A 21763-nucleotide genomic window follows, 5' to 3' on the forward strand; every position below is an offset into this window, starting at 1 on the left:
CCGAAGGCGCTTACAGACAGGAGAACCCCGTGACCCTCAGCAGACGCAAGGCACTCACCCTCGGCCTCGGCGGCATCGCCTTTGCCGCGATCCCCGGCCTTTCCGCCGCATCGACGGTAGAGGAACTGACCGCCGCCTTCACCGCCGGCGCGGCCCCCGGCACCGACGGCATCACCCTGACCACCCCGGAGATCGCCGAGAACGGCAACACCGTCCCGGTCTCGGTCGACGCCCCCGGCGCGGTGGCGATCCTGCTCCTCGCCTCGGGCAACCCCGAGCCCGCGGTCGCCACCTTCACCTTCGGCCCCGCCGCCGGCCGCCAGTTCGCCGCCACCCGCATCCGCCTGGCCAAGACGCAAGAGGTCATCGCCATGGCCAGGATGGCCGACGGCTCGATCAAGCAGGCCCAGGCCACCGTCAAGGTCACCATCGGCGGCTGCGGCGGCTGAGACATCAGGAGAGACACCATGGTCGAAGAAGTCAAACCCCGGGTGAAAGTCCCCAAGTCCGCCGCCGCCGGCGAGGTCGTCACCATCAAGGCGCTGATCTCGCACAAGATGGAATCCGGCCAGCGCAAGGGCTCGGACGGCAACCTGATCCCGCGCCAGATCATCAACCGCTTCACCTGCGACCTGAACGGGGTGAACGTGATCGACGTGACCGTCGAACCCGCGGTCTCGACCAACCCCTATTTCGAATTCGACGCCAGGGTCGATGCGGCGGGAGAGTTCAAGTTCACCTGGTACGACGACGACGGCTCTGTCTACGAGGACGTGAAGCCGATCGCGATCGCCTGACAGCATAGGGGAGGAGAAGCCATGCACCGCACAGCCACATCGCTTGTCGCGCTGACCTTCGGTCTTGCCCTCGCGGGCACGGCCTTCGCCGATCCCGTCGAGGACAGGCTTGTCGTCGAAGCGGAGGACGGCACCGTCGAGCTGGTCACCACCGCCCCCGCGCCCGCCTTCCTGAAGGATACGATGGACACCATCTACTCCGGCTGGCACTACCGCGAGGACGAGACCCGCGATCTGGAACGCGACGATTTCGACAATCCCGGCATGGTCTATGTCGATCGGGGCCTCGACCTGTGGAACTCGGCCATCGGCAAGGGCGGCGAAAGCTGCGCCGGCTGCCACGAGGGGCCCGAGTCCATGGCCGGGCTGCGCGCCGTCACCCCGCGCGTCGACGAAAAGACCGGCAAGCTGATGACGGTCGAGAACTACATCGACACCTGCGTGACCGAGAGGATGGGCCTGGAATCCTGGAAATGGACCGGGGACGAGATGAAGGACATGCTTGCCCTGATCGCGATGCAGTCGCGCGGCATGGCGGTGAACATCGCCATCGACGGCGCGGCCGCGCCCTTCTGGGAAAAGGGCAAGGAGATCTACTACACCCGCTTCGGCCAGCTCGAAATGTCCTGCGCCAACTGCCACGAGGACAACCAGGGCAAGATGATCCGCGCCGACCACCTGTCGCAGGGCCAGATCAACGGTTTCCCGACCTACCGTCTCAAGGATGCGGGCATCCTTTCGGCGCAGCAGCGTTTCGTCGGCTGCGTCCGCGACACCAGGGCCGAGACCTTCAAGCCGAACTCGGACGAGTTCAAGGCGCTTGAACTCTACGTCGCCTCGCGCGGCAACGGCCTGTCGGTCGAGGGCGTCTCGGTCCGCCACTGACCCCCGACCGCCGGCCCGACATGCAGAACGAATGACAGACCCGGCCCGGCATGGCCGGCCGGGTCTTTCTACCCTCACGACCAAGGAGAGCGGGATGATCACCCGGCGCGAATTTCTTCAGGCCTCGCTGGCCGCTTCGGCGGTCTACGGCGCATCCGGCCTTGGCAACTGGTCGCGGCTGGCGGCCCAGCAGGCGCTGACCCAGGACCAGCTCCTGCAATTCGACGATTTCGGCAATGTCACCCTGATCCACATCACCGACATCCACGCCCAGCTGAAGCCGCTCTACTTCCGCGAGCCGGAGTGGAACATCGGCGTCGGCGGCGCCAAGGGCAACCCGCCGCATGTCGTCGGCCCCGCCTATCTGGAGATGTTCGGGATCAAGCCCGGCACGCCCGAGGCCTATGCCCTGACCTATTCCGACTTCGAGGCGCTGGCGAAATCCTATGGCCGGATGGGCGGGCTCGACCGGGTCGCCACCGTGGTCAAGGCGATCCGCGCCGCCCGGCCCGACGCGCTTTTGCTGGACGGCGGCGACACCTGGCAGGGTTCCTACACCTGCCTCAAGACCGCCGGGCAGGATGTGGTCAACGTGATGAACCTGCTCAAGCCCGACGCGATGACCTCGCATTTCGAATTCACGCTGGGCATCGACCGCGTGACCGAGATCGTCGAGACGCTCGACTTCCCCTTCCTCGGCGCGAACATCTTCGACGCCGAATGGGAGGAACCCGCCTACGAGCCCTACAAGATGTTCGAGCGCGGCGGCGTGAAGATCGCCGTCATCGGCCAGGCCTTCCCCTACATGCCGATCGCCAACCCGTCCTGGATGTTCCCCAACCTCTCCTTCGGCATCCGCGAGGAACGGATGGCCGAGGTCGTGCAAGAGGTCCGGGATGCCGGCGCCGGGCTGGTCGTCCTCTTGTCGCACAACGGTTTCGACGTCGACAAGAAGCTGGCCGGCAACATCCCCGGCATCGACGTGATCCTGACCGGCCACACCCATGACGCCCTGCCCGAGCCGGTGCTGGTCGGCCAGACCCTCCTGATCGCCTCGGGCTCGAACGGCAAGTTCGTCTCCCGCGTCGATCTCGACGTGCGCGAGGGCCGGATGATGGGTTTCCGCCACAAGCTGATCCCGATCTTCTCGGACGTGATCACCCCCGACGCCGCGGTCGCCGCCGCCATCGACGCCGAGCGCGCGCCCTTCAAGGCCGAACTCGACGAGGTTCTGGGCCAGACCGAGGGCCTGCTTTACCGGCGCGGCAACTTCAACGGCACCTGGGACGACCTGATCCTGAACGCCCTGATCGAGGAACGCGAGGCCGACATCGCCCTCTCGCCCGGCTTCCGCTGGGGCCCCTCGCTGCTGCCCGGCCAGCCGATCACGCGCGAGGACCTGTATAACTGCACCGCCATCACCTATCCGAACGCCTACCGCTCCGAGATGACCGGCGAGATGCTGCACACGATCCTCGAGGACGTGGCCGACAACCTGTTCAACCCCGACCCCTATTACCAGCAGGGCGGCGACATGGTCCGCGTCGGCGGCATGGCCTATTCCATCGACGTGACCAAGCCGCAGGGCAGCCGCCTGTCCAACATGACCCTGCTCAGGACCGGCGAGGCGCTGGACCCGGCGAAGACCTATGTCGTCTCGGGCTGGGCCAGCATCAACGAGAACACCGAAGGCCCGGCGATCTACGACCTGGTCGAGGCCTACATCAAGCGCAAGGGCACCATCGCGCTTGCCCCCGACACCCCGGTCGCCGTGACTGGACTCTGAAGGAGCGCGTTCGCCAGATGACCGACGAACCCAAACCCAGCCGCCGCGCCTTCCTGGCCGGCACCGCCGCCGCCGGCGCCGGCCTTGTCGCCAGTGCCGCCAGCGCGCAGACCCCCGACCCCTTGATCACCGAGGTGCAGGACTGGGCCTCGATCTTCGGCGATCCCGTCGATGCCACCCCCTACGGCCTGCCGATCGAGTTCGAATCGCATGTCGTCCGCCGCAACGTCGAATGGCTGACCGAAAGCACCGCCTCCTCGATCAACTTCACCCCGATCCACGCGCTCGAGGGCACGATCACCCCCCAGGGCTGCGCCTTCGAACGCCACCATTCCGGCGCGATCACCCTGTCCAAGCAGGATTACCGGCTGATGATCAACGGGCTGGTGGACCGGCCCCTCGTCTTCACCTTCCAGGACCTGCTCCGCTTCCCGCGCCAGATCTCCATCGCCTTCTGCGAATGCGCGGCCAACGGCGGCATGGAATGGGGCGGCGCGCAGCTGGAAGGCTGCCAGTTCACCCAGGGCATGATCCACAACATGGAATACACCGGCGTCATGCTGCGCGACCTCCTGGCCGAGGCGGGGGTCAAGCCGGAAGGCAAATGGGTCTATGTCGAAGGCGCCGACGCCTCGTCGAACGGCCGCTCGATCCCGCTGGAAAAGGCGCTGGACGACGTCATGGTCGCCTTCTTCGCCAATGGCGAGGCCCTGCGCAAGGAACACGGCTACCCCGTCCGCCTCGTCGTCCCCGGCTGGGAGGGCAACATGTGGGTCAAGTGGCTGCGCCGGATCTCGGTCTATGACCAGGCCGTCGAAAGCCGCGAGGAGACCTCGAAATACACCGACATGATGCCCGACGGCCGGGCGCGGAAATGGACCTGGGTGATGGACGCGAAATCCGTCATCACCTCCCCCAGCCCGCAGGCCCCGATCCGCCACGGCGCCGGCCCGCTGGTCATCACCGGCCTTGCCTGGTCGGGCAACGGCAGGATCACCCGCGTCGACATCTCGACCGACGGCGGCAACAGCTGGACCCCCGCCCGCATCACCGGCGAGGCGCGTTCCAAGGCGCTGACCCGCTTTCACCACGACATGGCCTGGGACGGGTCCGAGATGTTCATCATGTCCCGCGCCGTGGACGAGACCGGCTATGTCCAGCCCACCAAACAGGCCCTGCGCGAGATCCGGGGCACCAACAACGTCTACCACAACAACGGCATCCAGGTCTGGTGGGTGCGCGCCGACGGAGAGGTCGAGAATGTCGAAATCGCCTGAGATCCTTCTCGCCGCCCTCCTCCTCGCCACCCCCGCCGCGGCCGAGCCCCTGGGCCTGGGCCGCCCCGCCCTGCCCGAGGAGATCGCCGCCTGGGACGCCACCGTCCTGCCCGACGGCACCGGCCTGCCCGAAGGCCAGGGCGACGTGCTGACGGGCGAGGAGGTCTTCGGCGCGAACTGCGCCTCCTGCCACGGCGAATTCGCCGAGGGCCTGGACAGCTGGCCCGTCCTCGCCGGCGGCACCCTCACCGATCCGCGCCCGGTCAAGACCATCGGCAGCTACTGGCCCCATCTCTCCACGGTCTACGACTATGTCCACCGCTCGATGCCCTTCGGCCAGGCGCAGACGCTGTCGGCCGACGACACCTATGCGATCACGGCCTTCCTGCTCTACTCCAACGGGCTGGTCGAGGATGACTTCACCCTCACCAGGGACAATTTCGTCAGCATCGTGATGCCCAACGCCGGGGGCTTCTATCCCGATGACCGGCCCGAAACCGAATACCCGCTGTTCCGCGCCGAACCCTGCATGGCGGACTGCCGCACCGCCCCGCCCCAGGTCACCAAGCGCGCGGCCGACCTGAACGTCACCCCGAAGGACGAGGACGGCAAGCCCGCCGGGACGCTGCCGCTCTTGACCCCCGCCTCCGAAACCGCCCCGGCCGAAGCAGCCCCCGCCGAACCCATGGCGGACCCCGCGCCCGAGGCGACCGCACCCGAGGCAGCACAGCCGGAGACCGAGGAGCCAGAGGACCACGCCGCAGCCGACCCCGCCCTGATCGAGGCGGGCGAGAAGGTGTTCCGCAAATGCGCCGCCTGCCACAAGGTCGGCGAGGGGGCGAAGCACGCCGTCGGCCCCGCGCTGAACGGCGTCGTCGACCGGGCCATCGCCTCGGCCGGGGGCTTCAGCTATTCCAAGCCCCTCATCGACCTGGGCGCGGGCGGCGGGATCTGGGACTCGGCCGCGCTGCACGCCTTTCTCGAAGACCCCAAGGGCTTCGCCCCCGGCACCAAGATGTCCTTCGCCGGCCTGAAGAAGGCCGAGGACCGCGATGCCGTCATCGCCTGGCTCTCCACCTTCGCCGACTGAGGCGACAGCCCCCCGGACCTTCTCCGGGGGCCCTATGCAAAGGCCCCGCCATGCTGACCCGCCGCCATTTCCTGACCGCCAGCGCCGCCGCCGCCGCGATGCCCCTCGCGCCCCGCCGCCTCTGGGCCGCCAGCACGCTTACCCTTGGCGAAACCCGGATCGACACGCTGTCGGACGGCAACCTCGTCCTGCCCGCCGATTTCATCCTTGGCGGCATGCCCGAGGCCGAGGCGCAGGCGATCGTCGCCCGCCACGCGCTGCCGACCGACCGGCTGACCCCGCCCTGCAACGTCACCCTCCTGCGCGACGGGACCAACACCATCCTGTTCGATGTCGGCTCCGGCCCGGATTTCCAGCCCTCCGCCGGCAAGCTGGCCGAGGCGCTGGCCGCCATGGACCTGACGGTCGAGGACGTGACCCATGTCCTTTTCACCCACGGCCACCCCGACCATCTCTGGGGCCTCCTGGACGAGTTCGACGAACCCCTGTTTCCCAACGCCCGCCACATGATCGGCCAGGCCGAATACGACTACTGGACCGACCCCGAGACCCCGAACACCATCGGCGAGGCGCGGGCCAGTTTCGCGGCGGGCGCCTCGCGCCGGCTGGCCGTGATCGCGGATTCGGTCCGCCTCCTGGCCGATGCCGAGGAACCGCTGCCCGGCATCACCGCCCGCCTGACCCCGGGTCACACCCCCGGCCACCTCGCCTATGAGATCGCCGGGCCGACCCCGGCCCTGATCCTTGGCGACTGCATCGCCAACCATCACGTCGCTTTCGAGCGTCCCGACTGGGCCTCCGGCTCGGATCAGGATCCGGCGCTGGCGGCCGCCACCCGCGCCGCACTTCTCGACCGTCTCGCCGCCGATGGCCATGCGATCATCGGCTTTCACCTGCCCGAAGGCGGGATCGGCCGGGTCGAACGCGCCGGGACCGGCTATCGCTTCGTTCCCGGCTGACCGCGCAGCATCCGACAGAAAGGGGTTTCCCATGACCAGAACGACTTTCGCCCTCGCCGTCGCCCTTGGCCTCTCCGCCACCACCGCCTCAGCCGAGGAGGCCACCACCTATCCCTTCGACGGCACCTTCGACGAGGCCACCATGGCCGTCGAGGCCGCGATCATCGGCAAGGGCCTGGTGATCGACTATCGCAGCCATGTCGGCGAGATGCTGAACCGCACCGCCGCCGATGTCGGCAGCGCGGTGAAGGTCTACGACAATGCCGATGTGTTCCTGTTCTGCTCGGCCGTCCTGTCGCGCAAGATGATGGAGGCCGACCCGCTGAACATCGCCCATTGCCCCTACGGCGTCTTCGTCATCGACCGCGAGGGCGTGGTCTCGGTCGGCTACCGCCAGATGCCCGAAGGCCCGATGCAGGAAGTCCAGGCCCTTCTGGACGCGATCTCGCGCGAGGCCGCGGGCCAGTAACCACCGCCGTCCCGCAAGCGGCGGCAGGGTCCGCTCGCCCGTCCGCTTGCCAGGCGTGCCCGTCGCACGTCGCCCCCCGAAGCATCCGCCGCAGCGACCGTGACCCCGGCCGTCGCCAGACGCCCGATGCCGCCGCGCCGCTATGGAGACGGTTGCGAACTGGTAAACGCCCGCAGCCAAGCCATTGATCCTGAACGACCTCCACCCTCTGTCCACTGTGGACAGACCGTCAGGCCACCACCTGCCGCCGCGCCCCGGCCTGGTCCACCAGCCAGTCGGTGACCCCCGCGCCGACCCACATGCAGAACAGGGCCAGCCAAGCGGTGGCCACGAAGATCGACCCCCCGGTCACCCCCGCCCCGATCGCGCAGCCCCCCGCCAGCATCGCCCCGAACCCCATCAGCGCCGCCCCGGTCATCGACCGCCGCATCTGGCCCTCGCCCTCGAAGCCCTGGAATTTCAACTCGCGCCCCACCCAGCCCGCGACCAGCGCCCCCAGGAAGGCCCCCGGCACCAGCCCGATGTCGAACCCCAGCGCCGGCTCCTCGGTCAGGAAGAACATCAGCGTGCTGGCCGAGGGCCCCGAGAAGGTCGCCGAGGTGACCGCGACCGGCTCGAAGGCGACCTGGGCCAGGCTGAAGGTCAGCACCCAGCCCAGGGCCACCGCGAAGCCCACGCCCGAGGCGAAGACCATCGCCGACCAGCCCAGCCGGTTGACCCGGACCAGGACGACGGCCAGCGCCGCGATGGCCAGCCCCAGCCCCAGACCCGCCGCATCCGGCAGGCCGAGGGCGTGCAGCAGGTTCACATTCGCCCCGCCCGGCGTGACCCAGAGCCCCGCCAGCCAGCCCCGCAACCCCGCCAGCCAGCCATGCAGCGACATCTGCGCCACCACCGCGAAGATCAGCCCCGAGATCACCGCCCGCAGGTTCCCCGTCGCCGCCAGCACCAGCAGCCGACCCGAGCAGCCCCGCGCCAGCACCATCCCCGCGCCGAACATCAGCCCGCCGAGGATCGCCCCCGACCAGGAGCCCGCGACCGCCATCATCCGCGCCTCCTCGACCCGGAACAGGCCCAAGAGATGCGCCGACTGGACCCAGACCAGCGCGGTCGAGAAGGCCAGCAGCCAGACCGCCACCCGCGGCCCGAGGGAGCCTCGCGCAAACTCGACCGTCGCCGCGCGCAGGCAGAACGAGGACCGCTGGGCCGCGATGCCGAAGACCGCGCCCGTCAAGAGGCCCATGACCGTGGCAAGGGTGGTTTCGTCCACATGATCCAGCAACGCGACGAGATCCATCGACTCCTCCGGAAAGGCTGCGGGACCATAGCCGGCCCGCGGGGAATTTCCTTTGACATGGATCACCCCCGGCCGGCCGGGCAACGGCGGCGGGGGAGGGGGCGCGATCGGTGGTGCGCGCAATCATCCCGCAAGATGTGCAATAATAGTAAAAAATATGTGGCAAAATTTTATGACAGATGCAAATCTAGGCCATCGGCGGCGTGTGCGCCCCGGCGAATCGATCCGTGATCCCGGTTTGCAGGATGCGACGTGACCGGCAGGAGAACCGAGGGAGGAAGCAATGCGACATACAAGATCCATGACGATCAGCGCCCTGGCCATCATCTGCGCTGCTGGCCCGGCCATCGCCCGCGACTTCACCATCGCGGCCTGGGGGGGCAACTATCAGGATGCCCAACGCGCCGCCTATTTCGAGCCCTTCGCCGCCGCGCAGGGCCTGACGCTGCTGGAAACCACCTATCTGGGCGGCCTGGCCGAACTGAAAGCGATGGGCGACACCGGCAATGTCACCTGGGACCTGGTGATGATGGGCGGCACCGATGCCCAGCTGGCCTGCGACGAGGGCCTGCTGGAGGAGATCGACTGGGAGGCGCTTGGCGGCGGGGACGGGCTTCTGCCCGAGGCGGTGCAGGAATGCGCGGTCGGCAACGTGGTGATCGGCAACGGCTTTGCCTACAACGCCTCGGCCTTCCCCGAGGCGCCGAAGGACTGGGCGGATTTCTTCGACCTGGAGAAGTTCCCCGGCAAGCGGGGCATGACCAACAACCCGACGATGAACCTGGAATATGCGCTGATGGCCGACGGGGTGCCCCCGGCCGAGGTCTATGCCGTGCTGTCGACGCCCGAGGGCGTGGACCGGGCCTTTGCGAAGCTGGACACGATCAAGTCCGAGTTGCAGCTCTGGGAAGCCGGCTCGCAGCCGGTCGAATGGCTGGTCGCGGGCAACGTCGGGCTGAGCACCGCCTACAACGGCCGCATCATCAGCGCCAAGAAGGAAGGCAAGCCGCTGGAATTCGTCTGGAACAACCATGTCTACAACATGGATGTCTGGGCGATCCCGAAGGACAGCCCGTTCAAGGACCAGTCGGTGGAATTCCTGAAGATCGCCAATGACGCCGCGGCGCAGGTGACCTTCTCGGAGCGGATGCCCTATGGCCCGACCAACACCGGCGCCACGGCGATGATGCCGCCGGACGTGGTGGCGAACCTGCCGATGGGCGACAACATCGCCACCGCGCTGGCCTATTCCGACGCCTTCTGGATCGAGAACTACGACGCGCTGAAGGAACGCTGGAGCAGCTGGATCGTCCAGTGACCCGCGCCGAAGCGTGACGCGCACCGGCCCGTTGCGGCGGGCCGGCGCCCCTGACGGAGTTTTCCCATGTCCTCTGCACCTGCCCGTCCCTACGGCAGCCGCGCGGCTGCGCTGTTGATGCTGATGCTGCCGGTGGCGCTGTATCTGCTGGTCTTCGTCTATCCGCTGTCCTCGGTCGTGACGTTGAGCGTGGACAATTCGGCGCTGTCCGGCCGGTTCGGGAACCTGTCGGCGCTGGCAGCGGATGCGACGCCGGATGACGAGGCGGCGGCCCTGCTGGCCGACCTGGGAACGATGGAGAAGAAGCAGCTGGGCGAGGTGGCCCGGATGCTGAACCAGCAGCGCAGCGGCTTCCGCTCGCTGATCATGACCACCGGCAAGGAGGCGGAGGCGATCGCGCCGACCATGGCGGGGCTGGTGGCCTTTGACGCCCGCTGGTCCGAGCCGGGCTATTGGGCGATCATCCGCGAGAATGCCGCGCCGATCACCTGGAAGCACTATCAGCGCGCGCTGGGGATCACGGTGGCCGAGGACGGCAGCCTTGCCTCGGGCGAGGATCTTTACCTGCGGGTGATGGGGCGCACGCTGGTCATCACGCTGCAGGTGACGATCCTGACGCTTCTGGTCGGCTATCCGCTGGCCTATGCCGCCGCCCATGGTTCGCCCGGGATCAGAACATTCGTGCTGGCGGTGGTGCTCCTGTCGTTCTGGACCTCGATCCTGGTGCGGACGACGGCCTGGGTGGTGCTGTTGCAGACCAACGGGCTGGTGAACACCCTCCTTGTCGGCCTGGGCCTGGTGGCCGAGCCGGTGCAGCTGATCTTCAACCGCTTCGGCGCGCTTCTGGCGATGACGCATGTGCTTTTGCCCTTTGCCGTCCTGCCGATGCTGAACGTGATGCGGACCATCCCCGCCTCGCAGGGCGACGCCTCGCGCAGCCTGGGGGCCGGGCCGGTCGAGACCTTCCTCAGGGTCTATTTCCCGCAGACGCTGCGCGGGGTAGCGGTGGGGGGCGGGACGGTCTTCATCCTGTCGCTGGGCTTTTACGTCACCCCGGCGCTGACCGGCGGGCCCGAGGACCAGATGCTGGCCTGGTTCATCGCCGATTTCGTCAACAAGACGCTGAACTGGGGCATGGCCGCCGCGCTGTCGGTGCTGCTGCTGGCCATGGTCGCCGTGCTGGTGGCGCTGGCCGGGCTGGCCCGCTGGGCGACGGCGCGGCGCAAGCTGGAGGCCGCCTGATGTCGCGCGTGATCTTCTGGGGCACCGTCACCTTCTGCACCGCCTTCCTGGCGCTGCCGCTGCTGCTGGTCTGGCCGCTGGCGTTCAACACCAGCTCGTTCCTGACCTATCCGCTCGAGGGGCTGACGCTGGACTGGTTCCACCAGGTGCTGACGCAGCCGACCTGGGTCAATGCCTTCCTGAACAGCCTGAAGGTCGCGGTCGGGGCGATGCTGCTGGCGCTGGTGATCGGCGGGCTGGCGGCGACGGGGGTGATCCTGGTGCCGCCCGCGCTGCAGGTGGTGCTGACGGGGCTGTTCGTCTCGCCCATCGTCGTGCCGACGGTGGTCGTGGGCGTGGCCTTCGCCTATGCCTTCGGCCGGGCGGGGATCGGCGGCGGGTATTTCTCGCTGGTGCTGGCCCATGCCGTGCTTGGCGCGCCGCTGGTCTTCCTGTCGGTCCTGACCTCCTTGCGCGGGCTGGACCCGAACCTGGACCTGGCGGGGGCGTCGATGGGGGCCTAGCGCAGCTTTCGCTTTCGCACCATCACCCTGCCGCTGGCCCTGCCGGGCTTCGCCGCCGGCGCGCTTTTCGCCTTCATCACCTCGTTCGACGAGGTGGTCGTGGCGCTGTTCCTGGCCGATCCGGGATCGACCACCCTGCCCATCGCCTTGTTCGCGGGCCTGCGCGACCGGCTGCAACCCTCGATCGTGGTGGTCGCGGTGCTGCTGTCGCTGCTGAGCCTGCTGTTCCTTGCCCTGTTGCGCCGCCTGCAGCTGCGCGTCGCGGCCCCGAAATCCTGATCCCGGAACCGTCTGATGTCCTTTATCGAAATCACCCAGGTCTCAAAGCATTACGGCCTGTTCCAGGCGCTGCATGACGTGACGCTCTCGATCCCCAAGGGCGAGTTCGTGACCCTGCTGGGCCCCTCCGGCTCGGGCAAGACGACGCTCTTGAAGGTGCTGGCGGGGTTCGAGCCGGTCTCCTCGGGCGGGGTATTGCTGGAGGGGCGCGACATCACCCGGGTGCCGCCGGAAAAGCGCAACTTCGGGCTGGTGTTCCAGGGCTATGCGCTGTTCCCGCACATGACGGTGCAGGACAACATCGCCTATCCGCTGCGGGTGCGCCGCCGCCCGCGCGCCGAGATCGCCGAGCGGGTCGACGCGCTGCTGAAGCTGGTGCAGCTGGACCGCTTCGCCGGGCGCAAGCCGCATGAGCTTTCGGGCGGGCAGCAGCAGCGCGTGGCGCTGGCGCGGGCGCTGGTGTTCAAGCCGGACCTGCTGCTTCTGGACGAGCCGATGTCGGCGCTGGACAAGAAGCTGCGCCACGACCTGCAGGAGGAACTGCGCGCGATCCACCGGACGCTGGGGACGACCTTCATCAACGTCACCCACGACCAGGAGGAGGCGATGCACATGTCGGACCGCATCGCCGTGATGAACCAGGGCCGGGTAGAGCAGTTCGACACCGCCCATGCCCTCTATCGCCGGCCCGTCTCGCGCTTCGTGGCCGAATTCGTGGGCAAGTCCAACATCTTCCCCGGCCAGATCGGCCGCGCAGCCGGTGGACAGGTGTTCAGCGGTCCGGGCTTCACCATGCCCGTGCCGGACTGCGCCCAGGGCGAGGCGCTGGCGCTCTTGCGGCCCGAGGATGTCGAGATCGCCGAACGGGCGCCCACGGATGGCCGCATCGCGCTGCCGGTGACGGTGACCAGTTCCACCTATTCCGGGGACCGCGCGCTTTACACGCTTGGCACCGCCACGGGCGCCCCGATCCTGGCCTATGGCAGCGCCCGCAGCGGGGTGCACCCGGACGGCGCGGCGCTGTTCGCCATCTTCGCCCCCGAGAACGCCATCGTTCTGGACTGAATTTCGAAAGGAGCCTTCCCCTTGTCCAAGTTGAAACATCTGAAACCCGCAGAGCCGGTCATCGACCGCCCCGAACCCGCCCGCCTGCTGGAGGGCAAACCCGAGTTCCGGTCCTGGCCCTGCAGCGGCGACGATCCGGTGCAGGCCGGGTTCTGGGCCGCCACGCCGGGGCTGCACCGGATGGACCGGACCGGCAGCGGGATCGAGCATTTCTACCTGCTGGAGGGCGAGATCGAGCTGACCGAGGAAGGCGCGGCCCCCCGGCGGTTCGCGGCGGGCGATCTGGTGCGGATCGACCCGGATTTCCAGGGGACATGGCGCACGATCTCGCCGGTCCGGAAGGTGTTCTTCTACGTCGATCCCTGAGCGGGACCTTCGGCGCAGGCAACAGGGAGTCAGGAGAAAGCGATGAAGACCTTGCCGTTCTGGTGGGAAGAGGCCGAGCCCGCGCATGGCGAACGCCAGTTCGACGCGCGCAAGTTCGCGGTGGTGATCGTCGGCTCGGGTTATGCGGGCCTGAGCGCGGCCATCACCCTGGCCGAGGCCGGCGTGACCGATATTGCCGTGGTCGATGCGATGCGGATCGGCGAGGGCGCCAGTTCGCGCAACGGCGGGCAGATCGGCACAAGCGCGAAATTCTCGCTGGAGCAGGCGGCCCGGCGTTTCGGCATGCAACGGGCGCGCGAGATCCTGGACGATTACGACCGGGCGATGCCCTTCATGCTGAAACGGGCGGCAACGCTGGCCGACGATTTCGACCTGAACCTCTCGGGCTCGGTCTCGGGGGCGCATTCCTTCAAGGACCTGAAGGCCTTCCACGCCTATCGCGACGGGCTGGCGCCCGAGAAGCGCGCGACGGTGGACGTGCTGGACGCGCAGGCGATGCAGAAGGTGCTGAAGACCGACATCTATCGCGGCGCGCTGGTCAAGCATGACACCGGCTCGATCCATCCGGCGAAATACGTGCGCGCGCTGGCCAATCGCGCCCGGGCGCTGGGGGTGCGGATCTTCACCGGCTTCCGTTACCTGGGCGCCAGCCGGGGTGCCGGACGGTTCGAGATCCGGGTGCAGGATGTCCAGACCGGGGCCGAGGTGAAGGTGTCGGCCGAGAAGATGCTGATGGCCGCCAACGGCTATGTCGGCCCCGAAGTGGCCTGGCTGCGGCACAGGACGATCCCGGTGCAAAGCTACATGATCGCGACCGAGCCGCTGCCCTTCGACCAGCTGGAGGAGCTGATGCCCGGCAACCGGGTCGCGGGCGATACCAAGCATATCCTTTACTATTTCCGCCGCTCGCCCGACGGCCGGCGCATCCTGTTCGGCGGGCGGGCGCGATTCCAGACCTCGACGGCAGAGCAGTCGGCGGTCGGGCTGCGGCGCTTCATGCTGCACACCTTCCCCTCGCTGGATAAGGCGAAGCTGACGCATTCCTGGTTCGGCAACGTCTGTTTCGCCTATGACTTCTGCTCGCATGTCGGGCGGATGGAGGACGGGATCAACTATGTCTCGTGCTGCAACGGCGGCGGGATCTCGATGATGACCTATCTGGGCCACCGCGCGGCCGAGATGATGCTGGGCGTGCCGGGCCACGACCGGGGCATCGTCAACAGCCATTTCCCGCGGCTTTACTTCTACAACGGGCACCCCTGGTTTCTGCCGGCGGTCGGCAGCTACTACCGCTTCCTGGACAGGTCCGCGCGCCTGTTCGACCGGGCGGGCTGAGATGGCATCCCAGGCGGGAACACTTCCCCTGCCTGCCTCGCGGCCCCTGCTGGGGGCGGTGCTGATGTGCATCGCCATGCTGGTGGTGCCCCTGGCGGACGTGGTGGCCAAGGTGCTGGTGCTGGACGGCTATTCGCCGCTGCAGAGCACGTTCCAGCGCATGACGCTGGGCGTGCTGTTCCTGTTGCCCCTGGTCTGGCTGCGGCGGGGCGAGGTCCTGCCGCATGCCCGGCGTCCGCTGCCTCTCCTGCTGCTCGGGGCCTCGATCCTGGGGGCGATCACCTGCTATGTGCTGGCGCTGGAGCATCTGCCGATCGCCAATACCCTGGCGCTGAGCTTCGTGCAGCCGTTCTTCATCGTGATCCTGTCCAGGCTGCTGCTGGGCGAGAGGGTCGGCCCGCTGCGCTGGCTGATCGTCCTGGCCGGTTTCGCGGCGGTGGTGATGATCATCCGCCCCGCGGCCGAGGGGTTCCAGCCCGCCAGCATCCTGCCGGTGCTGTCGGGGGGCTGCATGGCGGTCTATGTCATCACCATCCGCAAGGCGGCCGGAACGCTCTCGGCGCTGGCGACGACGTTCTACACCCATCTCGCCTCGGCCCTGCTGGCGGCGCCGCTGGCCTGGTTCCTGTGGAAGGAGATGGGCGCGGCCGAGTGGATCCTGATCCTGGAACTGTCGGTGATCGGGCTTGCGGTGCAGTATTTCATCATCAAGGCCTACGAGCTGGCCGAGGCCTCGCTGATCGCGCCGCTGACCTATACCGAGATGATCGGCGCGATCCTCGCCGGCTGGTGGTTCTTCAACGAGTTTCCCGACAGCGTGACCATCGCCGGAACGCTGGTCCTGATCTGCTGCGCGCTGCTGACCATGTGGCAGGGGCGGGCGCGATGAAACAGAAGGAGCATCCAAGATGAAGGTTCTGGTCGCCGGTGCCGGTCTTGCCGGCCTGAATGCCGCCTGGGAATTGCAGAAGGCAGGCCACGAGGTCGAGGTGTTCGAGTCGAACACGCGGGTCGGGGGGCGCTGCTGGTCCGAGCGGCTGCCGAACGGCGAGGTGTTCGAGCATGGCGGCGAGTTCATCGACGTGAACGACCACACGATCCGCCGTCTCTGCGCCGAGTTCGGCCTGCCGATCGTCGGGCTGGGGATCAGCTTCGACCGGCGCTGGCAGGTCGACGGGTCGATCATGTCCGAGGAGGATCTGGCCGGCCATATCGCCGCGCTTTCGGCCGCGGCCGAGCGGCTGTGCCGGGCCCGCGGCTATCGCGTCTCGCTGCGCGAGGTCGCGCGTGAGGCCTATGGGCCGGATTGCGAAAGCCTGCCCTATTGCCAGAAGCTGTTCGCCACCACGACCTGCGACCCGGACCAGGTCAACGGCATCGCCATCGCCCGGATGTTCCAGGGCCACGGCAAGGGCTATGTCGAGCATCGCGGCCGGGTGATGGCGGGGAATGACGCGGTGGCCAGGGAAATCCACCGCAGGATCGGCGGCGTGGTGCGTTTCGGCACCCCGATCACCGAGGTCCGCCAGGCGCCGGGGCAGGTGACGATGCGCAGCGCCACCGGCGAGGAGTTCGCCGGGGATGCCGCCGTCATCGCGGTGCCGCTGCCCAAGCTGAAGCGGCTGATCGGCACGCTGGACCTGCCCGCGCCGATGCGCAAGGCGATCGAGGGGCGGGTGATGGGGGCGGCGGCCAAGCTGAACACCATGGTCAGCGGCAAGGCCCCGCCCAGGGGCATCCAGGCCCCGAACGCGCCCTGGTGGTCGTGGAGCACGGCAGACAATTCGGGGGACCATGCCCGGGGCAGCCTGACCTCTTACGCCGGGGGGAGGGCGACCATGGCCAGCCTGAAGCTGGAGGAGGGACCGGCCTACTGGCTGGAACAGACGCGCGCCTATCGCACCGACCTTGAGGTCAGCGATACCTGCGTGCTGACCAACTGGGGCAGCGACCCGCATACCGAAGGGGCCTATTCGATGCCGGGCCTGGACTGGGAGCCGGAGCAGGACCGGGCCTTCGACCAGAAGGCGGGGGCCATCGCCTTTGCGGGCGAGCATACCCATTTCGCCTCGCTGAACGGGGCGCTGGAATCGGGCGCGCGGGCGGCGAAGCTCTTGACGCTGATCTGAGGCCGGCAGGCTTTCGCAGGGTCTTATGTCCAACGGCACAGGCCCTATAATGGAACACCCGCCCCTCAGGTGCGGCGTGACGATTGCAGGACAGGGATTGCCCGTGGCACAGACACTTGCCGACACCGCTCCGACCGGAGACCACAGCGATACCCGCCAGGTCGGCGAGACCCTGCGGCTGCGCCGCCAGATGCGGGGCATGTCGCTGAAACAGGTGGCCGAGCCTGCCGGGATCTCGGTCGGGATGCTGAGCCAGGTCGAACGCGGCCTCGTCGCGCCGTCGATCAAGACCCTGCGGGCGATCTGCGCGGCGATGGACATGCCGGTGAACTGGCTGTTCCACCGCGACGGCGAGAACGGCGGCCAGGCGGCCGAGTTCGTGGTTCCCGCCAATGCGCGGCGGTCGCTGACCTATCTGGACGGCGCCCTGACCAAGGAGCTGCTGACCCCGGACACACAGCCGCAGATCCAGATGCTGCGCTTCGTGATGAAGCCCGGCGCCACCTCGGGCGAACCCTACAGCAATGCCGAGGGCGGCAAGTGCGGCCTCGTGGTCGCGGGCACGCTGGGGCTGGAGCTGAACGGGGTCGAGATGCAGATCAACACCGGCGACAGTTTCGCCTTTCCCGCGTCAAGCCTGGTGCGGTTCTGGACCATCGGCGAGGAGACCTGCGAGGTGATCTGGGTGGTGGCCCCGGCCACGGTCTGATCCTGCCGCCTCTCAGGCCGCGCCCTCCCAGTGGCTGCCGGGAATGGCGGCGACCAGGCGCTGGGTATAGTCCTGTTGCGGGGCGCGGAAGATGCGGGCGGGGGGGCCGGATTCCACCACTTCGCCCCGGTGCATCACCAGCACCTCGTCGCAGATCTGGCTGGCCACCCGCAGGTCATGGGTGATGAACACCAGCGCCAGGTGGCGTTCCTGCTGCACCCTGGCCAGAAGCTGCAGGATCTGCGCCTGGATCGAGACGTCCAGCGCCGAGACCGCCTCGTCCGCGACGATCACGTCGGGGTCGAACATCAGCGCCCGGGCGATGCCGACGCGCTGGCGCTGGCCGCCCGAGAATTCGTGCGGAAAGCGGTCATAGGCGGCGGCCTCCAGCCCGACCTGCGCCAGGATCGCCTGCGCCTTCCGCCGCGCCTCGGGCCGGGACATTCCTCTCGCCACCGGACCCACGGTCAGCGAGGTGCCCACCGTCTGGCGCGGGTTCAGCGAGGCATAGGGATCCTGGAACACCATCTGGATCCGCGGACGCAGGGGGCGCAGCTCGGCCTCGGTCATCGGATGGATGTCGGTGCCGTCCAGCACGATGCGCCCGTCGTCTGCCTCGATCAGCTTCATCAGGATCCGGCCCATCGAGGACTTGCCCGAGCCGCTTTCCCCCACCACCCCCAGCGTCTGCCCGCGCCGCAGGGTGAAGCTGACATTCTTCACCGCATGGACGGTGCGATGCTTGCCGAAAAAGCCGGTGCCGGTGCGGTAGGTCTTGTCCAGGCCCTCGACCTGCAACACGACCGGGGCCTCGGCCGAAAGGCCGGCGGCCGTATCCGCCTCGCGCAGGCGGGGGACGGCGGCGATCAGGCGTTGGGTATAGGGATGCGCGGGCGCGGTCAGCACCTGCGAGGCCGGACCCTGTTCCACCAGCAGGCCCTTCTCCATCACGATCACCCGGTCGGCGATGTCGGCCACCACGCCGAAGTCATGGGTGATGAACAGCACACTCATCGACTTGCGGCGCTGGATGCGGCGGATCAGCTCCAGGATCTGCGCCTGGGTGGTGACGTCCAGCGCGGTCGTCGGCTCGTCCGCGATCAGCACGTCGGGGTCGAGCGCGAGGGCGATGGCGATCATCACCCGCTGGCGCTGGCCGCCGGACAGGCGGAAGGGATACTGGTGACACAGAAGCCGCGGCTCGGGCAGGCCCACTTCCTCAAGCAGTTCCAGCACCTTGGCGCTGCGCTTCGCCTTGTCGGTCCAGCCGTGGGCGACCAGCACCTCGTCCACCTGCGCGCCCACGGTCATCAGCGGATTCAGCGCCGAGAGCGGGTCCTGGAAGATCATCGACAGCGACTTGCCGCGCAGCGACCGCCGCTCGCGCTCGGGCATCTGCAAGAGGTCGGCGCCGTTGAAGCGGATGCTGCCCCCGGCAACCTTCATCGCCGGGGAAAGAAGGCCCATGACCGTGCTGGCGGTGACCGACTTGCCCGATCCGGATTCACCGATGATGCAGAGGATCTCGCCGTGGTTCAGGTCGAAGGAGACGCCGCGGATCGCGTGCTGGCGCTCCATCTCCTTCGGCAGGCTTACGGTCAGGTCGCGGACAGAGAGGACGGGCTGGGCGTCGGTCATGGGGCACTCCGGCGGTCAGGGCTTGGGCACGACGGTGGCCAGCTTGCGGAACGGGGTCAGCACATGCAGCCAGGGCGCCACGCCCTTGGGCACGCGCACGATCGAGCCGGGGCCGATCTTCTGCGGCGCCGCGCCGCCAAGGCTGCACATCGCCTCGCCTTCCAGGACGACGAACGTCTCCTCCAGGTCGCGGGGCGGGTAGGGATAGATGCCGGGCTCGGCGATCCAGACGGCGACCTTGGTCGCGGTCTCGGGCGCGCCGTCATCCTCCCAGATCATCCGGCGGAAGGATTTCGCGCCATCCTCGGCGGCAAGGCCGGGGGTAAGGCCGGTATCGGCGGTGATGTGGGTGATCAGGGTCATGGGGTCTCCGGTTCAGGCATGGGGGGGAAGGGGGGCGCGGTCGCGCCTGGTGGCAAGGTTGTCGGCCAGCCGCATCTGGCGCAGCTTGAGCGCCGGGGCGGCGGCCATCCACAGCGGCGCGGGGCGCAGCGGTTCGACGCGGAGGTCGAGGTCCTGCTCCGCCACCCCCAGCGCCCAGTCCGACAGGATGCCGCCCAGCATGCTGCCGGTGGGCACGCCGCGCCCCGACAGTCCGGTCAGCGCGACGACGCCCGGCGCCAGGCCGTAAAGCCGGGGCACGGTGCGGCTTTGCATGTCCAGCTCGCCGAACCAGAGATGGGCCCAGCGGACCGGCCGGGCAAGCTGCGGGTAAAGCCAGCAGAGCCGGTCGGTCAGCACCTGCCGCGTATAGTCCAGGTCGCGGCCCCGCCGGCCCATCGGGAACATCGAGGCGACGATCCGCCCGGCCGCGTCGAACTTGCAGACGAAGATGTCGCCCCGCCCGTCGTGCAGCGTGGTGTTGCGCGGCAGGATGGTGGCGCGGGTCGCGGCGTCCAGCGGCTCGGTCGCGGCGACGAAGACGCGCTGGATGCGGAAGCTGCGGTCCAGTTGCGGCCAGCCGCCCACGGTATAGGCGCCGGTGGCGAAGATCACCTTGTCGGCCAGCACCTTGCCCGCCCCGGTCTTCACCCGCCAGCCGCCGCCCTGCCGCTCGCAGCCGATGACGGCCGATCCGGTGTGGATCGCGCCGCCCTCCTGCATTACCGCGCGGGCGAGGCCCCTGGCATAGCCGAGCGGGTTCAGATGGGCGGCCTCCTCGTGCAGCCAGCCGCCGAAGAAGCGCGGGCTGCCGGTGACGGCCCGCGCCTCGTCCCGGTCCAGAAGCCGGGTCCGCGCGCCGACGGCGTTGTAGCTTTCGGCCTTCTCCGCCAGCGCCGCCCGCTGGCCGGGCCGCAGCGCGCCCATGACATAGCCGTGCTGCACCCATTCGCAGTCGATCCGGTAGTCGCGGATCATCTGCGCGGCGCGGTCGTTGGCGCGGGTCTGGCGGCGGATCAGCCGCTCGGCCCAGGGCTCGCCCAGCATCCGGCGCAGCTCGGCCAGGCTGTAATGGGTGAAGGTCGGCGTGCAATGCCCGGCATTGCGGCCCGAGCCGCCGAAGCCGATCTCCTCACGCTCCAGAAGCACCACGCGGACCCCGGCGCGGGCCAGTTCCAGCGCGGTGGTCAGCCCGGTATAGCCGCCGCCGACGATGCAGACATCGGCCCGGACCTCTCCGGCCAGCGGCTGGGTTTCGGGCGGCGGCGCGGCGGTGACCGACCAGAGCGAGGCGTCGAAGGGCGAGAAGCGGATCATCGCACTACCTCTGGTCCGAACGGGCATCCAGCGCGTCGCGCAGGCCGTCGCCGATGAAGTTGAACCCGGCCACGGCGGCGGTGATCGCAAGGCCCGGCACGATCGCCAGCCAGGGGGCCTTGTCCAGGTATTGCTGCGCCCCGTTCAGCATGTTGCCCCAGCTGGGCAGCGGCGGCTGGATGCCATAGCCCAGGAAGCTGACATAGGCCTCGAGCAGGATGGCGCGGGCCACCGTCAGGGTCGCGGCCACGATGATCGGGCCGATGACATTGGGCAGCAGTTCGCGGAACATGATCTGCCAGGCGGGCAGGCCCAGCATCCGCGCCGCCATGACGAAATCGCGGTCGCGCAGGGATTTCACCTCGGCCTCGACGATCCGGGCCACCTCCATCCAGCTGGTGACGGCGATGATGATGGTGATCATGATCGGGCTGGGCTCGATGAAGGCCGCCAGCGCGAGAAGGAGGAAGATCGACGGGAAGGACAGGAAGGCGTCGACCACCCGCATCAGGACCGCGCCGATCCAGCCGCCGCGAAAGCCCGCGACCACGCCGACCGCCGTCCCCACCACGGTGGACATCAGCATGGCGAAGAACCCGACCAGAAGCGAGATCTGCCCGGCCTGGAACAGCCGCGCGGCGATGTCGCGGCCCAGGGGATCGGTGCCGAAGACATGCGCCCCGGTGCCGGGGGGCGCAAAGCGGGCGCGCAGGTCGATGTAGAGGTCGTCGAAGGGCAGAAGATACGGCCCGACGAAACAGGCCAGCGTCAGCCCGACGATCAGGGCGACGCCGACCATGGCCAGCCGGTTGCGGCGGAAGCGGCGCATGGTGCGGCTGCGCCACCAGCTTTCGGGCGGGGGCATGGGGGTCTCGGTCAGCAGGGTCATGCGCTCTCCCC

General features: G+C 68.5%; 23 protein-coding genes. 18 read left to right on the forward strand and 5 right to left on the reverse strand.

Going from position 1 to position 21763, the window contains the following annotated elements:
- Positions 1-29: 29 nt before the first annotated feature.
- The 8 genes from soxY (at position 30) to ACE3UA_RS09120 (ending at position 7263) form a co-directional block, all read left to right on the forward strand.
- Complete coding sequence (gene soxY / locus ACE3UA_RS09085; protein WP_374644281.1) at positions 30-449, forward strand: thiosulfate oxidation carrier protein SoxY; 420 nt, start codon at positions 30-32, stop codon at positions 447-449.
- Between the two features lie 18 nt (positions 450-467).
- Positions 468-797 (forward strand): thiosulfate oxidation carrier complex protein SoxZ, encoded by a 330-nt coding sequence (soxZ, locus tag ACE3UA_RS09090; RefSeq protein ID WP_374644283.1) that lies wholly within the window; start codon positions 468-470, stop codon positions 795-797.
- A 21-nt stretch (positions 798-818) separates the two neighbouring features.
- Positions 819-1682, forward strand: coding sequence for a sulfur oxidation c-type cytochrome SoxA (soxA, locus tag ACE3UA_RS09095; RefSeq protein WP_374644285.1), 864 nt, complete (start codon positions 819-821; stop codon positions 1680-1682).
- Positions 1683-1776: 94 nt separating this feature from the next.
- Entirely contained in the window at positions 1777-3468 is a 1692-nt protein-coding gene (gene soxB, locus ACE3UA_RS09100) for a thiosulfohydrolase SoxB (RefSeq protein ID WP_374644287.1), read from the forward strand.
- Positions 3469-3485: 17 nt separating this feature from the next.
- On the forward strand, positions 3486-4745 hold the full coding sequence (gene soxC, locus ACE3UA_RS09105; RefSeq protein ID WP_374644289.1) for a sulfite dehydrogenase: 1260 nt from the start codon (positions 3486-3488) through the stop codon (positions 4743-4745).
- Complete coding sequence (locus tag ACE3UA_RS09110) at positions 4729-5835, forward strand: c-type cytochrome (RefSeq protein WP_374644291.1); 1107 nt, start codon at positions 4729-4731, stop codon at positions 5833-5835. The genes soxC and ACE3UA_RS09110 overlap by 17 nt, the downstream gene beginning before the upstream one ends.
- A 50-nt stretch (positions 5836-5885) precedes the next feature.
- Complete coding sequence (locus tag ACE3UA_RS09115) at positions 5886-6794, forward strand: MBL fold metallo-hydrolase (protein ID WP_374644293.1); 909 nt, start codon at positions 5886-5888, stop codon at positions 6792-6794.
- A 31-nt stretch (positions 6795-6825) separates the two neighbouring features.
- Entirely contained in the window at positions 6826-7263 is a 438-nt protein-coding gene (locus tag ACE3UA_RS09120) for a DUF302 domain-containing protein (protein WP_374644295.1), read from the forward strand.
- A 229-nt stretch (positions 7264-7492) separates the two neighbouring features.
- Here the strand turns inward: ACE3UA_RS09120 and ACE3UA_RS09125 are convergent, their stop codons facing one another.
- A complete protein-coding gene (locus tag ACE3UA_RS09125) occupies positions 7493-8560 on the reverse strand; it encodes a YeeE/YedE family protein (protein WP_374644297.1) in 1068 nt (355 codons plus the stop codon).
- A 283-nt stretch (positions 8561-8843) separates the two neighbouring features.
- Here ACE3UA_RS09125 and ACE3UA_RS09130 point away from each other — a divergent pair, with 283 nt between their 5' ends.
- From ACE3UA_RS09130 to ACE3UA_RS09175, 10 genes are all read left to right on the forward strand, one after another.
- Positions 8844-9878, forward strand: a complete 1035-nt coding sequence (locus tag ACE3UA_RS09130) for an ABC transporter substrate-binding protein (protein WP_374644299.1) — start codon at positions 8844-8846, stop codon at positions 9876-9878.
- 66 nt (positions 9879-9944) lie between these two features.
- Positions 9945-11120 carry an ABC transporter permease gene (locus ACE3UA_RS09135; protein WP_374644301.1) on the forward strand — a complete coding sequence of 392 codons (1176 nt, stop codon included), beginning with the start codon at positions 9945-9947 and terminating at the stop codon, positions 11118-11120.
- On the forward strand, positions 11120-11623 hold the full coding sequence (locus ACE3UA_RS09140; RefSeq protein WP_374644303.1) for an ABC transporter permease: 504 nt from the start codon (positions 11120-11122) through the stop codon (positions 11621-11623). The genes ACE3UA_RS09135 and ACE3UA_RS09140 overlap by 1 nt, the downstream gene beginning before the upstream one ends.
- Before the next feature lie 21 nt (positions 11624-11644).
- Complete coding sequence (locus ACE3UA_RS09145) at positions 11645-11902, forward strand: ABC transporter permease subunit (protein WP_374644415.1); 258 nt, start codon at positions 11645-11647, stop codon at positions 11900-11902.
- 15 nt (positions 11903-11917) lie between these two features.
- A complete protein-coding gene (locus ACE3UA_RS09150; RefSeq protein ID WP_374644304.1) occupies positions 11918-12967 on the forward strand; it encodes an ABC transporter ATP-binding protein in 1050 nt (349 codons plus the stop codon).
- Between the two features lie 21 nt (positions 12968-12988).
- Positions 12989-13333, forward strand: a complete 345-nt coding sequence (locus tag ACE3UA_RS09155; RefSeq protein WP_374644306.1) for a cupin domain-containing protein — start codon at positions 12989-12991, stop codon at positions 13331-13333.
- A 42-nt stretch (positions 13334-13375) separates the two neighbouring features.
- A complete protein-coding gene (locus ACE3UA_RS09160) occupies positions 13376-14689 on the forward strand; it encodes an NAD(P)/FAD-dependent oxidoreductase (RefSeq protein WP_374644308.1) in 1314 nt (437 codons plus the stop codon).
- Between the two features lies 1 nt (position 14690).
- The gene (locus ACE3UA_RS09165) at positions 14691-15578 is read left to right on the forward strand and encodes a DMT family transporter (RefSeq protein ID WP_374644310.1); all 888 of its coding nucleotides are present in this window, start codon (positions 14691-14693) and stop codon (positions 15576-15578) included.
- A 19-nt stretch (positions 15579-15597) separates the two neighbouring features.
- On the forward strand, positions 15598-16818 hold the full coding sequence (locus ACE3UA_RS09170) for a flavin monoamine oxidase family protein (protein WP_374644312.1): 1221 nt from the start codon (positions 15598-15600) through the stop codon (positions 16816-16818).
- A gap of 103 nt (positions 16819-16921) precedes the next feature.
- Positions 16922-17527, forward strand: coding sequence for an XRE family transcriptional regulator (locus tag ACE3UA_RS09175; RefSeq protein ID WP_287866464.1), 606 nt, complete (start codon positions 16922-16924; stop codon positions 17525-17527).
- Positions 17528-17539: 12 nt separating this feature from the next.
- Here ACE3UA_RS09175 and ACE3UA_RS09180 read toward each other — a convergent pair whose 3' ends face one another.
- The 4 genes from ACE3UA_RS09180 to ACE3UA_RS09195 are packed head-to-tail and all read right to left on the reverse strand — an operon-like array spanning position 17540 to position 21752.
- Positions 17540-19165, reverse strand: coding sequence for an ABC transporter ATP-binding protein (locus ACE3UA_RS09180; RefSeq protein ID WP_374644315.1), 1626 nt, complete (start codon positions 19163-19165; stop codon positions 17540-17542).
- Between the two features lie 15 nt (positions 19166-19180).
- Entirely contained in the window at positions 19181-19528 is a 348-nt protein-coding gene (locus tag ACE3UA_RS09185; protein ID WP_374644317.1) for a cupin domain-containing protein, read from the reverse strand.
- A gap of 12 nt (positions 19529-19540) precedes the next feature.
- A complete protein-coding gene (locus ACE3UA_RS09190; protein ID WP_374644319.1) occupies positions 19541-20863 on the reverse strand; it encodes an NAD(P)/FAD-dependent oxidoreductase in 1323 nt (440 codons plus the stop codon).
- Between the two features lie 4 nt (positions 20864-20867).
- The gene (locus ACE3UA_RS09195; RefSeq protein WP_374644321.1) at positions 20868-21752 is read right to left on the reverse strand and encodes an ABC transporter permease; all 885 of its coding nucleotides are present in this window, start codon (positions 21750-21752) and stop codon (positions 20868-20870) included.
- Positions 21753-21763: the final 11 nt, after the last annotated feature.

Source organism: Tabrizicola sp., from assembly GCF_041919135.1.
In the GTDB taxonomy this organism is placed as follows: Bacteria; Pseudomonadota; Alphaproteobacteria; order Rhodobacterales; family Rhodobacteraceae; genus Tabrizicola.